Raw genomic sequence first — 14,664 nt, 5'->3', positions numbered from 1 at the left:
AACAAATTTCATTAATCATTCTCACTTATACTGTGATTATTGTTACATAAGAAACATAATTTTAGAAACTTATAACAAGGTTGTTGGGCATATATACTCACTTATGCCTACCTTATTTGTGGCTTTAATAGCGCTAAAACCACCCGTAACATCTATTAAATGTTTAACGCCCCGCGCCTTTAGTATTGAAGCTGCTATCATAGAACGATACCCACCAGCACAATGTAAATAATATATTTTATCTGGTTTAAATTGCGCCATATAATTATTCAGAAAATCAAGTGGCATATTTTCGCTTCCTATAATATGCTCGGCATCATGCTCGCTTTTCTTTCTAACATCTATTACATCTAGCTCTTTTTTATGGTTCTTCCATAATTCGGCAAAAGTTTCAGCACTTATTGTTTCTATTTTATCTGTTTCTTTATCGGCCTGTTTCCATGCTTCAAAACCGCCTTTTAAAAATCCTATGCAATTATCATAGCCAACTCTAGCCATACGCAATACTGCCTCTTCTTCTTTGCCTGTATCGCTTATCAATAATATAGGCTGTTTCAAATCAGGTATTAAAGTACCCACCCAAGTTGCAAATTGCCCCTCAAGACCAATATTGATAGCACCCGGTACAAACCCTTTGGCAAAGGTCTCGGCTTTTCTCACATCTAGCACCAAGGCCTCGGTTTCATGCATAGCCACTTCAAATTCGAGTACACTTAATGCTCTGGTTCCTCTGTCTATTACTTTATCTAAGCTCTCGTAGCCTCTGAGATTCATGAGTACATTGAAAGGGAAATAGCCGGGAGGTGGTACCAGGCCTGTAAGCACTTCCTTAATAAATTGCTCTTTTGTAAGGCTTGTATCAAGTGCATAATTCACTTTTTTCTGATGCCCAAGCGTATCGGTGGTTTCCTTACTCATATTTTTACCGCAGGCACTCCCTGCTCCGTGGTTCGGATAAATGATAATGTTATCATTTAAAGGCATAATTTTATTCCGAAGCGAATCAAACAAGTAAGAGGCTAGTTTTTCCTGTGTTAAATCGGCTATAACGTGTTGAGCCAGATCTGGGCGGCCTACATCATTAATAAACAGGGTATCACCCGAGAACAAAGCTACTTCTTCTCCATGTTCATCAATTAATAAATAGCATGATGACTCTAATGTATGACCAGGCGTATGTAACAGTCTGATACGCACCTTACCAATCTGAAACTCATCATTATCTTGTGCAATATATGCCTCATAAGATGGCTTTGCGGTTGGTCCAAATACAATAGTAGCTCCGGTTTTTTGAGCTAAGTCAATATGCCCCGATACAAAATCGGCATGAAAATGTGTTTCAAAAACATATTTTATTTTTGCATTATCTCGTGCTGCACGTTCAATATATGGTTGGCTTTCTCGTAAAGGGTCAATCACAACTGCTTCGCCTTCTGATTCAATATAATAAGCAGCCTCTGCTAAACAACCAGTATAAATTTGCTCTACTTTCATAACTGTAAATGTGTTTAAGTTTCAATCTTAATTAATACCACAAAACTATTTGCTGTACGTAAGCTTTTCTGTAACATTACTCACAGTGCTGTTTTTTTCGGCATTTTTTGTTTAAAGGTATAAGAGCCCGGGTATTTAAGTAATGATTTTCGTCATATCAAAGCACACTGGTACTTTATATAAAGCACGAGGCTTGTACAGTGTATGTACAAGCCTCGTGCAGCATAAAATATAAATGTATTTATTTAAGGAGTAATTCTATTTTGTTTCTCGAAAGTTTCACTTTACCAATTTTCTCTAGTTGTTTCAATAATCTCGATACAACTTCTCTTGATGTTGCCAGTTCACTGGCTAGCTCTTCGTGTGTAATTACAAATACTTTACAATTACAGGCTTTAGCCTTTCTTTTTAAAAGCATTAGCAGACGGTCGTCGAGCTTATGAAATGCTATCTGGTCGATGGTATTAAGTAAATCTTCGAACCGACGTTGATAAGTCATAAAAACAAATTGTTTCCACGAATTATATTTGGTCATCCATTCTTCTACTTTTTCTATCGGCACACTAATCAGCGTTGTTTTTTCTTCGGCAACGGCCTGTATTTCACTCTGCCGATGCCCCAAACAACAGGTAAGCGACATAGCACAGGAGTCCATCCCACCAAGATAATACAATAGTGCTTCACGGCCCTCAGTATCGGGCCGTAGTATCTTAATAGAACCTTTCAGAATAATAGGCACCGACTTTATATAACTACCCACGTTCATCAATATATGACCTTCGTCAACATTCAGTAAAGTACCTATTTGTGCTAATTCCTGGAGTAGTTCAAATTCAAATATTCCTGTAAAATTCTCTTGCAACAATACAATATCCGGCTTCATAAGGCATCAATAAACTTATATAATTATCATTCATTAACAAAATAGACAATAAATAAACGCTGAATGTGTAACAAAAGTCACATTCGGTCCAGAATTATCTTAACCTTACCGTAAAAGTTTCTTAATGATTAGCAATTCCCCTATCAGGCAATCAACCTGCTATTTAAAAACAGAGATATTCATGATACCTACTTTAGGAGAAAATGAGGAATTGTATTTTAGTTTTGATCTGTCGAGTAAGTTAACGAAGCGTTTTAGTTTGTCGTGGATAAGGTCTCCACAAATTTTGATTATGAGGCAAATCTTACAATCGCCGCTCTCAACAATTTCTTGCGGGCTGATTTCGCTTTGCTCCAATGCCTCTAGTATCTGGAGTTGGAAGCTCTCGTTTAAAGTTTCTTGTTTCATGGTAGTGTTTTCTAATGGCTATATATAAAACTTTTCACCTTTTATATGTAAGTAAAGGTAAAAAGAAATGCATAAAAACCAAGGTAACTCTGATAAATCTATTAATAAACTAGAGTTTTCTTATTCAAAGGTATTATATTGGTATAATCTGTTAATTGGCTAGTAACGTAAAATACATAAACGTTATTCAGTTAAGCACTTTTTTGCTATAAGCTGATGTAGTAAAGTAAACGAATATCGCTTTAAACAAAATGTAAAAAGCCCCTTTACAGGGGCTTCAGGTATATTTAGGCATTAAGGTAATTTGTCAATACAATACTAATATGATACTATCATCTATATTTGTTAAAACAATTATTGCAGTTGTTTGGTTCCCTCATATAATTTCTCACAAATCTGGCGGGGCAATTGAGCACTAGCTTCATTATCACTCTTGCTTTGTTACATTCAAATAAAATCAAGCATATTTAAAAGTTATAATTTGTGCCGCAAATTCAGCTTTTTAAAATTTCCTGTGCTACTCTTTCGCCCGAGCGGATAGCACCTTCTATATACCCATTCCAGATGTCAGAGGTCTCGGTCCCTGCCCAATGAATATTGCCTACGGGTTCACGAAGCGCCTTCCCCAGCGATGTCCATGCCCCTGTGGGCATCAGCCCGGCATAACAACCACGAGTAAACTCTTCTTCTGCCCAGCTATGGTCAAGGTATTTAAGGGGCTTACGTGCCTTTTCACCATAAAACCTGGCAAAAGTATCTAAAGCTGAGGCCTTGCGTTCTTCTGGTGCAAGTTGGTTAAACGCCTTAGCCTGATTACCTAATACAAAACCCATCATGATACCTTTGCTAGCATCTTTTGGAGAATTATCAAAAGTAACTGTAACATATCCTTCGTTTGTAGCCGATAGACCGTTTAACCCGGCCTCTCGCCAGAATGGCGTATCATAAATAGCATAGGTTTTCCAGACAGTACCCATAGGCATCCGTTGGGTGAGTTGGTCACGGTTGGCAGGCATTATCGGCGCATACTCGATACGCCCGGCAAGTGTTGGTGGCAAGGCCACAATCACTTTTGATGCCGTCAGCTCAAATCCATCGCCTTTTACTATTACCTGATTATCCTGCTGGGTAATGGCTCTTACAACACTTTTGAGCCTGATGTGTTCTTTGAACGTTTCAGCCAGCCTTAAAGCAGGTAAAGATGCACCACCAACAAATCTTTCCTCTTGTGCGCCGTTCTTTACATTCATGAGTGTATCAAAATCACGGCATGATTTCGTATAAAACATGGCATGGAGCATCGAAATCTCATTAGGGTCAGCCGCCCATATAGCCTCGGCAGCTAGTTTAAACATTACTTTGGCCGAATTAAAAGGCATTTGCCTGTTCATCCAGGTAGCTAGCGTCATCGAATCATAGTAAGCGGCATCTGGTGTATTCCACGGACTTTTTAAATCTACCGTTTTAGATAACTTGTTTATCCGCTTAATGGCCATATCGAGGCTCAATAAAGAACCAATGGGCAAAGGAGGAATAAGCCCTTTATAATGTTTTAGTTTATTGTTATAAAATAAAGTACTCTTGCCTGTATCATAAGTCGGAAAGGTCTCCACAGCAAACTCTTTAGCTAAAGCATAAAGTTTATCCTGAGTTGGCCCTACCCATGCAGCTCCCAAGTCTACGTAACTTCCATCTTCAAAATGCTGTGTATGCACCCGCCCTCCTACTCTATCCCGAGCTTCTAATAAAATTACTTTTTTACCTGCTTTGAGTAGTTCTCGGGTAGCGGTGAGTCCGGCATAACCGGCTCCGACAATGATGGTATCGTAGGTTTGCATATAGGTTAATAGGTTGAAGAACAGACCCGAATTTGCGTATTTTATTTTTCTCAACAAAAAAAACCGGAATCTTTTATGGAAAAAGCTTTAGGGCTGCATCAATACAACAAAACCTAATTTTCTAAATTTATGAAACAATCTTTCCAACTAAATATCGAGAATCCCTGTCATGAACAATGGGAGTCGTTCACGCCAACATCAACAGGCGGTTTTTGTGCCTCGTGCCAGAAAAACGTAATAGATTTCAGCAGTATGTCTGAAAGTGAACTAGTAGCTTTTTTCAGAGACCGCCAAAATTCATCGCAAGGTTTATGTGGGCGTTTCAGAGAAGACCAACTCAAGAGGAAATATAACATAGAAGAGTGGTTTCCGACATGGCGTGTAGAAAATGAGCAATTGCAGTACGAAATTCCGGTAAGGGTAATTAAACAAAAGCAGCAGATAAGGCTACCGTTGATTCAGCATATAAAGCTAGTCCGTAATATGGCGGCAGCAGTTTTAACCTTATTAAGTATAGAACAGGGAATTGGGCAAACAAGAATGATTTCGGGACAAATTATAGATGCAGAAAGCAAGGAAGCACTACCAGGAACCTCGATTTTCATTAAAGGTACAACAAAAGGAACTGTTTCTGATAACAACGGTAACTATAAAATTGAAGCCTCTGAGGCAGATACATTAATATTTGGATTTGTGGGTTTCAAAACTATTGAGAAAAAAGTAACGGACAATAAAGGTTTTGCAAAAATCGCATTGGAAGCAGATTACATGGGTTTATTAGAGGTTACGGTTGTAGGTTACAGTGCAGAACGAAGATATTGTATATCAGGGGGTGTTGGGATTCTTGGTGTAGAGATTCAAGAGCAAAAAAAGTATAATACCCAAATAACAATCTGGGGCAATGCTGTACAAAACGGCGAATTGATTCTGGTACCTGAGTTAGTAGCCTCAACAGACTCAACCGGCAATTCTTTTGAGCGTAACAACGAGGAAAGGTGGTTCAGAGAAAATGGTTTTCAAGAAATAACAAGTGTTCAATTGTATGATTATTCAGGGCGAATTTTTCAGGAGAGTTTTACTAAGCTAAATGACGGTATGATTAGTGTTGATGTGCGAGGCATTCCACAAGGAGCTTACATTGTTCGTGCTGTTTATAACAATGAAAGAAGCCCTACTGAACATGAGATTTCAACAGCACGTGTATTAATTGAGAGATAACAAAACTGTGACGAATAATAACTATGTGTAGCACCGAAGTTTTATTTTGAGGGTATAAAATTTGGTCTATCAACTCCACACAACTTATCGCTATACAAAGCAAAAATGCTGTGAATACCTGAAATATAACAATACTTTCGTTTTGCTGTTTTGATTTAAAAAACGTGAGAGACTGGTTCTCTCACTATTTTTATGTAAGTACATTTTACTTCTTACTTACGTATGGCAATATGTTTTTAATTAAGACTTCGAAAGGATATTTAGATTTCCATGAACCAAAGCTATTACCTGTAAAGGCTACAACCAGGTCAAGTTCATCAATTATCATAATATACTGCCCTCCATTTCCTGAGGCGAATACAACATTATAGCTAAACTTATCAGTACGCATTTTTTCATTATACCAATAGTATCCATAGTAAGTTGGTTGTGGCAATACATCTTTTGTTTTGGCTATAGCTACGTTTGAAAAATCTTCAATCTTGGTAATCGGTTTGGTAGATTCATCAATCCATTTTCTGGAAATAATTTGCTTATTCTGCCATATTCCTTTGTTTAAAACCAACTGCCCTATTTTTGCCATATCAATTGGTTTCATATAAAACGACCCGGCCGTCATGGCATGTCCTACGGGGTCTTTTGTCCATCTATATTCTTTTATGCCCAATGGTTTAAACAAATACATTTCTGCAAATTTATCAAGAGGCATTTTGGTCACTGATTCAATAATTCCGCCAATTACCATCGGCGCCGATGAATTATAATCCCAGTGTGTGCCAGGTTTATGAGCCATCGGGAGGTCTAACGAAAACTTAAGCCAGTCTTTTGTTTGTTCCATCTCGTCTTCACAATCTTTGGTGCTGTTCCATTCTTCACAATCAAAGCCGGCTTTCATTTCCAACAAATCCTTTATTGTCATATCCAGCTTATTATGCTCTAAATTCTTAAACGAACTATACTGCGGGAAAAACGAATAGGCTTTTTCATTCACGCTTTTAATATAGCCTTTGTCAATAGCAATACCCATAAGCAAGCTTGTAATAGATTTGAATGACGAGCGGGTATCATGCAGAGAGTTCGCATTTAATGCATTAAAATAATGCTGATAGATGGTTTTGTTATGTTGCGAAACAACAATACCATCAATGTTTGGATACTTACCTTTTTCGATTTCGAGCATTGCAGTACCCGGAAAAGTACTTTTGGTTTGCGACAAAGCCACAAACGGAATAGTTGAGGCAAGGAAAATGTAAAACAGGCTTTTCATTATTTTGTATGTTTTTATTTGTCAAATGAATGTATTGGCGTATAATTTTACCAAACATAAGGTTTTGCTAGTGGGGGTATTAATAGGTATGTAAAATCAGGTTTAAGAATTACGTTTGAGGTTATATTTATTACGAATTAAAAAGTTAAAATATTATTAGCATAAATAAAAACGTATGCGAAAGTTTTTGCTGGCTCGAAAAGCAGGAGGCAAAACTCCCATTTTTGTATCTTGAGGGCAAATAGGCTCGTTATTTCATAACATTCTGATAACGAGGACATATATACCCCATAAGATTTATTTATAAATAATAAAACGTTTTTGATTTTATCAAAAAGTCTTCTTAATTTTGCACCCCGAAATGGACTTCTAATTTAATTGGATATAAAGTTTCTAAACAAAATTGTCTGATAATCAGACTCTTAAAAACATTTTTGAAAAAAATCTAAAAAAATGGCACGCGATTTAAAATTTACAAGAAACATCGGTATTGCTGCCCACATTGACGCAGGTAAAACAACTACCACTGAGCGTATCCTTTATTATGCCGGCGTAAGCCACAAAATTGGTGAGGTACACGATGGAGCTGCTACGATGGACTGGATGGAGCAAGAGCAGGAAAGAGGTATCACCATCACATCAGCTGCTACTACCGTTGGCTGGAACTACAGAGACCAAAAATATCACATCAATATTATTGATACTCCGGGTCACGTTGACTTTACTGTAGAAGTAAACCGTTCACTACGTGTATTGGATGGCTTAGTGTTTTTATTTAGTGCGGTTGATGGTGTTGAGCCTCAATCAGAAACTAACTGGCGCTTAGCTAATAACTATAACGTTGCTCGTTTGGGCTTCGTAAACAAAATGGACCGCTCAGGTGCCGATTTCCTTAACGTGTGTAAACAAGTAAAGGAAATGTTAGGTAGCTATGCAGTACCGCTTCAATTGCCAATCGGTGCTGAAGATAATTTCAAAGGTGTAGTTGATTTAGTAAACTTCCGTGGTCTTATATGGAACGAGCACGATAAAGGTATGACTTTCACTGAGGTGCCTATTCCTGACGATATGATGGATGAAGCAACTGAATACCGTGAAAAATTACTAGAAGCAGTAGCTGAATTTGATGATACTTTGATGGAGAAATACTTCGAAGATCCAAACTCAATTACTGAGGCTGAAATTTTAGCGGCACTTCGTCAGGCGGTTATCAGCATGAAAATCGTTCCGATGCTTTGTGGTTCGTCATTCAAAAACAAAGGTGTACAAACTATGCTTGACTACGTAATGGCATTGTTACCATCACCTCTTGATAAAGAAGCGATTAAAGGAACAGACCCTAACACAGGTGCTGAGGTGATTCGTAAACCTTCAGAAAGCGATCCGTTCGCTGCTTTGGCGTTTAAAATTGCTACTGACCCTTACGTTGGTCGTTTGTGTTTCATTCGTGCTTACTCTGGTGGACTAGATGCAGGTTCTTATGTATTGAACAACCGTTCGGGCAACAAAGAGCGTATCTCTCGTATCTTCCAGATGCACGCCAACAAACAAAACTCTATCGACCGCCTAGGTGCTGGTGATATCGGTGCGGTAGTAGGTTTCAAAGATATTAAAACCGGTGATACTTTGTCAGACGAGAAAAACCCGATTGTATTAGAATCGATGGTATTCCCTGATCCGGTTATTGGTTATGCAATTGAGCCTAAGAAAACAGCCGACCAAGATAACTTCTCGAAAGCAATCACTAAATTGATTGAAGAAGATCCAACACTTCAAGTTGAATCAAACGAAGAAACAGGTCAGACGATCATCCGTGGTATGGGTGAGCTTCACCTTGAAATCATTATTGACCGTATGCGTCGTGAGTTCAAAGTAGAAGTAAACCAAGGTGCGCCACAGGTAGCGTTTAAAGAAACTATCACCAAAACTATCGAACACCGTGAGGTTTACAAAAAACAATCGGGTGGTCGTGGTAAATTTGCTGATATCGTATTCGAAATCGGGCCACGTGAAGACGAAAAACAAGGTCTTGAGTTCGTTAACAACATTGTAGGTGGTATTATTCCAAAAGAGTTTATCCCTGCAATCCAAAAAGGTTTCGAGTCGGCTATGTCAAATGGCCCATTAGCTGGTTTCCCTGTTGATTCAATGAAAGTTCGTTTATTTCATGGTTCTTACCACGATGTTGACTCTGACTCTCTTTCATTTGAACTAGCTGCTCGTATGGGCTTTAAAGAAGCTGCTCGTCTGGCTGGTCCTAAATTGTTAGAACCAATCATGGCAGTAGAGGTTGTTACACCTGACGAATACACTGGTCCTATCACTGGTGACTTAAACCGTCGTCGTGGTATGATGAAAGGTATGGATACTAAAGCTGGTTCACAAGTAATCAAAGCTGATGTACCTTTATCTGAACTATTCGGTTATGTAACTGACCTTCGTACGATGTCATCTGGTCGTGCAACGGCTAACTTGACTTTCTCTCATTACGAAATCGTTCCGCAAAACATTGCAGAAGGCGTAATTGCGAAATCAAAATAATAAGACTTCAATCGTAAGATTAATATATTATTATAACAAAACACCTGCTTCAAACCTGAGGCAGGTGTTTTTGGTTTATAGATAGTAGCTATATTCAAATTATTGCTTCTTTAATAATCCCCTGAAGAAGGCCAATTAGTGTACTCTCTAATATGAACACTATTTTTATCATTCTTTAGCATCATATTACCTCACATACAACCATATATAAAAGCCATTCAGACAAAAAGAAGCCAGCAGATTAAGCCACATCACGTGTCTGAAATTAGCTTGGTTGGCATCTTTTAATACCTTTAAAAACCACCAACTAAAATAAGCCAGGGTTGGCAGATTAAACAGAAGTAACAGGATAAAATCTGATTCGGGAAAGTAAAGAAAGAACAAAGCAAATGCCACCGTAAACACAAGCGCAGTAAAAACAAAGGTGCCTCTTATGCCGAGTAGCATACTCATTGTATTATCTCCTCGCTTGCGGTCTTCATCGTGCTGATAAACCTGTGTAACAGGATAAATAGCCCAAAGCATAAGTGTACTGATAAGCGCAGGGAGTAAATGCGGTTGTAGTAGCTCATTATTATTGCTCACAGCTAATATAACCGTGATATATGTAAAAGCCCCCTGAAACAAGCCTACAATAAACCAGCTTAAAACTGCATATTTTTTCAAGCGCACTTTATCGTCGCTATATGCTTTAGAAACCATGCTGTACACAAAAATAAGTAGCGCAAATAGTGGGTTCACAAATAAGAAACCTAAAACAATAGCCAGAATATCAATCCCCCAGGCAACCCAGAAGAGTTTCTCATCAACCGCCGGAGGTTTCTCCAGTCCACCTATGCTTCCTTCGTCTTTATCAAAATAACTATTATAAGCATTACTTGCGGTATAGATAAGCAAATGCAGAATAACAAAAACCCAGATAGCCTTGGGCTTATCAACGATTGATGCCTGACTAAGGGCAAACCAATAAACAGGCATCAGAAAAAAAGAAAACGGAATCCGCAGGTGCAGAATAATATCTTTGGTTGTCATGGGCTATCTTTTTTGTAAAGATATTAAAATCTGTCACTTTTTAGCTGTATCGTTTTTCTTTCCGGTTAATTATTTTATTAATTCTATGTTATGTTTTTCTATTTTTGTAAAATCACTATTTTCAATCAACCTAAGTTTTTTACAACATGATGAAACTCCGTTTACTTTTTATTTTACTACTACAAAGCTTTATAGCACTCGCTGCTCGTGTTGATACCTTAGAAGTACCAAGTGCAGTTATGCAAAAAACCTACAAAGCAGCAGTTGTGCTTCCGGCATCTTATGCCACTAATCAAGCAGTGTACCCGGTCATGTACTTGTTGCATGGGGGTTATGGTCATTTTAGCGATTGGCTGCTGAAATTACCAGACAAAACACTAATACAGGCGTTGGCCGACCAGCATAATATTATAATTGTGATGCCAGAGGGCGAGATTTTCAGCTATTATCTTGATAGCAAGGTGAATAAAGCTAGTCAGTTCGAAACGCACGTTAGCAAAGAGGTAATTGAGAAAATCGACAAAACGTATCGAACCATTAAAGACCGGAAAGGAAGAGCTATTACAGGCTTATCGATGGGCGGCTATGGGTCGCTATACTTATCGAACAGGCACCCCGATTTGTTTTGTGCAGCAGGCAGCATGAGTGGTGCACTTAACCCCGACATGTGGGCATGGAATCTTACACCCGAAAGATTTACCGGAATAAAAAAGGCATTTGAAGGGATTTTGGGGCCACTAGAAACCAATGCTCAGAATTATGCCGATGCCTCAGTAATCAACATGGCCGATAAAATGAAAACCAATAACATAAGCCTCATTTTCGACTGTGGTGTTGATGATTTTTTGATTGGGGCAAATCGGGAACTACACCAAAGGCTTGTGTTTAATAAAACCCCACATGATTATACTGAACGCCCCGGTGCACATACTTGGGAATACTGGCAGAACTCTCTACCCTATCACGTACTATTCTTCAAAAAAGTTTTTATAGAAAACGGCTCGCTTAAACCATAAGGCATTTTGTTAAGTCATTTTTCAAGAAAGCCTTCAGAATAGTCTGCAAGGCTTTCTTGTTAACACTTCATTTACATTTTCTCTCCCTTTACCAGAAGCATTGACTGCACCGACTCATTTTTTAAATGGATAAATTTAAGGCGGCCATCGTCTCTCATGTAAGCTTTTAAATCGTCTTCTGACTCAAAACTCACAAAATGTATTTCGTAGGGTTGCTCGCCATCGGTTAGTATATAGGCTGCCTCACTAGGACGTACCCGGTATAGTAACTTACCGTTGAAACGCTCAATTAGTGGCAATACATTGTCTTCAAATTCATGAAAAACTTCTTCTTTGCCCTCTTTTACAAAAATTAGCTGAGTAATGTAAATCATAGTTTATCGGGTTAAATTATTCACTTTATCAAAAACTCATGCCTTTTACCTGCCCCTTCTATCCACGTATCTTTTACGGCCCCGACTCCACCGAATCGGTATTGCAGCCCTACTATTCCGGTAGCATCATTCGGGAAATTAAGTGTATGTACTTTTTTATCGTTCACAAAAAAAGTCATCTCTTTGTTTTGCGTTTCTACTCTTAGCTTTGTCCACTGGCTTAGGTCACATCCAAAGCCCGATAAATCGGCATCTTTGCTTTCTGTATTTTTGCCGCAAGCATATAAACTAATATTACCTATGCAGGTTTTAGCACACAGCGGAATAATAATAACATCGTCTTTACACTGAATCAATACCTGTACTTGCTGGCAAGCGCCTGTGCCTTCTGCAAAATCATTTTTCAGTACAGTTTCAAAAGTAAAATTATCACTCATCAGGTCACCTAAATCAGTCTGATTAAAAAGCCTTACTCTTGGCAGCTCGGGCTGTAAAGTAAGCCCATATTTTTTCAGCAAGTCTTTATCAACACTTATTTCATGGCCTTTTAGTACTTCCTGCTTAGTAAAATACAAGGGTATTTTAGCATCTTGCGTCGGCTCTAGCAAGGCTAGCCAATTATCGGTTTTAATCTGCAAATCATGCCTTTTTACTACTTCATTATTCACAAGCAGTTTTGTTCTGAAATAACCAGGATAATAGTAAATAGCCGAATGATGATGCAGATTTCTATCTACTTGTTTCTTTCGGCGGGTATCCCAGGTTTGTACAATAAAAACTGAGTCGTTGGGCTTGGCGGCTGTTGCATCATAAGTAAACACCACCGAATTAGGCAAGCCCTCTGTTACAACCTTATTAGCACTAAAAACAAACTTGCCAGGGTCTAAAGGCGGCTTTTCTATTTGTGTCATAAAACCTATTAGGCTGATAATGGCCAGCGTGCTAATAATGCCATAAATAAAATACCTTCGCTTGTTAGTATTCAACAAGGGTTTTGCAGGAATAGCCATTGGAGGTACTACAACCTGAGGTTCAATAATAGTTGGTTGTGGCGCAAGGTTTTTGGTAAAATCTCGCCAATTGGCAAAGCCAATAAATTGGGCTAGTGTATTGAGTGTTGTTAAAGAAGGAGAACTAGTATAGCTCGCTTTTCCGAATATTCTCTTCAATGTCGAAACGCTTAACTGTACATTTGTTTCGGCAAATATTTGTTCGTTTAGTCTTTCAAAATCATAATTCAGCCACAAAGCACTACTTCCCCAATTGAGTTTATCTTCAATTGCCTTTTTGCATTTTTCAATATTTTCTACCTCCGAATACTTCATTTATTGCTTATGATTAAGGTTTGAACAAAAATGAACCGCTCTTGATACACCTTTGAACACGTACAGCTTTTTCTTTCCTACAAATTTGTCAAAAAAAATCAATCGAAGCGAGATATTTCTCATTAGCACTAATTAAAAAAAATCATGAAAAAGCTATCAATCTTCTTTCTAATTATTATTTCAAATCAGCTTTTCGGACAGAACAAAACACTGAAAGCAAACTTAAAGAATCCTGACTTATGGACAGTTTACAACCGCCTTACGCCAGCTTGGAGAGATACAATCGTTTTAAACAAAGCCGACGACGAAGGCATGATGGTACTACGGAACTTTGAGATGAGCAACGGTATTATAGAATTTGATGTAAAAGGAGAAAATCTTTTGCAACAAAGTTTTGTGGGCATTGCCTTTAATATCCAGGACGATAAAACCTACGAAAACATTTATTTTCGCCCCTTCAACTTCATCAATGCAGATACTGCTCGCCGAAGCAGAGCAGTACAATATGCTAATCTACCAAACGAAACTTGGTTTAAACTGCGTGAGACGTTTCCGGGCAAATACGAAAACAAAGTAAATCCTGTACCCGACCCTAACGGCTGGTTTCATGCCAGAATTATGATTGAAAAACCCTTGATAAAAGTCTTTGTTAATAATAGCCCTGAGCCATGTCTGGTAGTAGAAAGTCTGGCAGCAAACACATCGGGCAAAATAGGTTTATGGACAGGCCCTTCAACACGTGGCACTTTTACGAATCTGGTATTAAAGCCTTTCTGACAACACAGGTATTTTTAATTATAAATAAAATCCTAATTCAATTTATAAAAAACAACTAGGCAGTATTATTTGAAGAAGCCGGGCAGAAATTTTAATTTAATCACTGGCTCAAAGTGTCCAGTTTTAAGCCAGTGATTTAAAGCAGTTTGACGGTTTTACCATTAGATAACCTAATAACAGCCAGAATAAATCTGTGTACTGTTACGCAAGTTTGTTAGAAATATAACAAGCCTGCATAATTAGACTCGTCTACTACTTTAAGGTAACAAAGCTTTTATATTTTTATTACGTTGCTTTTATTTCTTTCCAATTTGCTACCTACATAGGTATTCTGAAATTCTGTTGCCAAACTTGTTTTTTAGATGAAAAACAGAAAAATATAAGCAACTAAAATCTGCTTTAAACACAGTTTTTATACAACACTTACCTTTTATAAATAGAGGACTATTATTTAAAAAAATTTATTAATCAATAGTTGGCCTCTATAATTT

12 protein-coding genes are annotated in these 14,664 nt (G+C 38.0%); 4 read left to right on the top strand and 8 right to left on the bottom strand.

Annotated features, from left to right (window positions below; all coding sequences use genetic code 11):
* Positions 1–69: 69 nt before the first annotated feature.
* From WAE64_RS04475 to WAE64_RS04460, 4 genes are all read right to left on the bottom strand, one after another.
* Complete coding sequence (locus WAE64_RS04475) at positions 70–1,494, bottom strand: MBL fold metallo-hydrolase (protein ID WP_340235027.1); 1,425 nt, start codon at positions 1,492–1,494, stop codon at positions 70–72.
* Between the two features lie 241 nt (positions 1,495–1,735).
* Complete coding sequence (locus WAE64_RS04470; RefSeq protein WP_340235026.1) at positions 1,736–2,377, bottom strand: Crp/Fnr family transcriptional regulator; 642 nt, start codon at positions 2,375–2,377, stop codon at positions 1,736–1,738.
* Positions 2,378–2,536: 159 nt separating this feature from the next.
* Positions 2,537–2,785: a hypothetical protein gene (locus tag WAE64_RS04465; protein ID WP_340235025.1), complete on the bottom strand. Its 249-nt coding sequence runs from the start codon at positions 2,783–2,785 to the stop codon at positions 2,537–2,539.
* A 494-nt stretch (positions 2,786–3,279) separates the two neighbouring features.
* Complete coding sequence (locus tag WAE64_RS04460; protein WP_340235024.1) at positions 3,280–4,623, bottom strand: flavin monoamine oxidase family protein; 1,344 nt, start codon at positions 4,621–4,623, stop codon at positions 3,280–3,282.
* Positions 4,624–4,752: 129 nt separating this feature from the next.
* Between WAE64_RS04460 and WAE64_RS04455 the strand changes: the two genes are divergently transcribed.
* Complete coding sequence (locus tag WAE64_RS04455) at positions 4,753–5,841, top strand: carboxypeptidase-like regulatory domain-containing protein (protein ID WP_340235023.1); 1,089 nt, start codon at positions 4,753–4,755, stop codon at positions 5,839–5,841.
* Between the two features lie 205 nt (positions 5,842–6,046).
* Here the strand turns inward: WAE64_RS04455 and WAE64_RS04450 are convergent, their stop codons facing one another.
* Positions 6,047–7,108: a serine hydrolase domain-containing protein gene (locus tag WAE64_RS04450; RefSeq protein ID WP_340235021.1), complete on the bottom strand. Its 1,062-nt coding sequence runs from the start codon at positions 7,106–7,108 to the stop codon at positions 6,047–6,049.
* Between the two features lie 453 nt (positions 7,109–7,561).
* On the opposite strand from WAE64_RS04450, the gene fusA reads away from it, so the two are divergent.
* Complete coding sequence (gene fusA / locus WAE64_RS04445; protein WP_340235019.1) at positions 7,562–9,649, top strand: elongation factor G; 2,088 nt, start codon at positions 7,562–7,564, stop codon at positions 9,647–9,649.
* A gap of 186 nt (positions 9,650–9,835) precedes the next feature.
* On the opposite strand, the gene WAE64_RS04440 is transcribed toward fusA, so the two are convergent.
* Positions 9,836–10,681, bottom strand: coding sequence for a UbiA family prenyltransferase (locus WAE64_RS04440; RefSeq protein ID WP_340235017.1), 846 nt, complete (start codon positions 10,679–10,681; stop codon positions 9,836–9,838).
* Between the two features lie 146 nt (positions 10,682–10,827).
* Here WAE64_RS04440 and WAE64_RS04435 point away from each other — a divergent pair, with 146 nt between their 5' ends.
* Positions 10,828–11,697, top strand: a complete 870-nt coding sequence (locus WAE64_RS04435) for an alpha/beta hydrolase (RefSeq protein ID WP_340235015.1) — start codon at positions 10,828–10,830, stop codon at positions 11,695–11,697.
* Between the two features lie 71 nt (positions 11,698–11,768).
* Here WAE64_RS04435 and WAE64_RS04430 read toward each other — a convergent pair whose 3' ends face one another.
* Together WAE64_RS04430 and WAE64_RS04425 are read right to left on the bottom strand one after the other, a co-directional pair.
* Entirely contained in the window at positions 11,769–12,071 is a 303-nt protein-coding gene (locus WAE64_RS04430) for a DUF1330 domain-containing protein (RefSeq protein ID WP_340235013.1), read from the bottom strand.
* Between the two features lie 20 nt (positions 12,072–12,091).
* Entirely contained in the window at positions 12,092–13,396 is a 1,305-nt protein-coding gene (locus WAE64_RS04425) for a hypothetical protein (protein ID WP_340235011.1), read from the bottom strand.
* 144 nt (positions 13,397–13,540) lie between these two features.
* Between WAE64_RS04425 and WAE64_RS04420 the strand changes: the two genes are divergently transcribed.
* Positions 13,541–14,173, top strand: a complete 633-nt coding sequence (locus tag WAE64_RS04420; protein WP_340235009.1) for a hypothetical protein — start codon at positions 13,541–13,543, stop codon at positions 14,171–14,173.
* The last annotated feature ends 491 nt before the right edge of the window (positions 14,174–14,664 follow it).

The organism is Emticicia soli, from assembly GCF_037860775.1.
GTDB lineage: Bacteria > Bacteroidota > Bacteroidia > Cytophagales > Spirosomataceae > Emticicia > Emticicia soli.
This window is presented reverse-complemented; position numbering and strand designations above follow the sequence as displayed.

What these genes read in the sequence shown, in the direction of transcription:
- WAE64_RS04425 (WP_340235011.1), bottom strand. Translation starts at nt 13,396, where the DNA reads ATGAAGTATTCGGAGGTAGAAAATATTGAAAAATGCAAAAAGGCAATT.
- WAE64_RS04450 (WP_340235021.1), bottom strand. Translation starts at nt 7,108, where the DNA reads ATGAAAAGCCTGTTTTACATTTTCCTTGCCTCAACTATTCCGTTTGTG.
- WAE64_RS04435 (WP_340235015.1), top strand. Translation starts at nt 10,828, where the DNA reads ATGATGAAACTCCGTTTACTTTTTATTTTACTACTACAAAGCTTTATA.
- WAE64_RS04420 (WP_340235009.1), top strand. Translation starts at nt 13,541, where the DNA reads ATGAAAAAGCTATCAATCTTCTTTCTAATTATTATTTCAAATCAGCTT.
- WAE64_RS04455 (WP_340235023.1), top strand. Translation starts at nt 4,753, where the DNA reads ATGAAACAATCTTTCCAACTAAATATCGAGAATCCCTGTCATGAACAA.
- WAE64_RS04465 (WP_340235025.1), bottom strand. Translation starts at nt 2,785, where the DNA reads ATGAAACAAGAAACTTTAAACGAGAGCTTCCAACTCCAGATACTAGAG.
- WAE64_RS04430 (WP_340235013.1), bottom strand. Translation starts at nt 12,071, where the DNA reads ATGATTTACATTACTCAGCTAATTTTTGTAAAAGAGGGCAAAGAAGAA.
- WAE64_RS04460 (WP_340235024.1), bottom strand. Translation starts at nt 4,623, where the DNA reads ATGCAAACCTACGATACCATCATTGTCGGAGCCGGTTATGCCGGACTC.
- WAE64_RS04470 (WP_340235026.1), bottom strand. Translation starts at nt 2,377, where the DNA reads ATGAAGCCGGATATTGTATTGTTGCAAGAGAATTTTACAGGAATATTT.
- fusA (WP_340235019.1), top strand. Translation starts at nt 7,562, where the DNA reads ATGGCACGCGATTTAAAATTTACAAGAAACATCGGTATTGCTGCCCAC.
- WAE64_RS04475 (WP_340235027.1), bottom strand. Translation starts at nt 1,494, where the DNA reads ATGAAAGTAGAGCAAATTTATACTGGTTGTTTAGCAGAGGCTGCTTAT.
- WAE64_RS04440 (WP_340235017.1), bottom strand. Translation starts at nt 10,681, where the DNA reads ATGACAACCAAAGATATTATTCTGCACCTGCGGATTCCGTTTTCTTTT.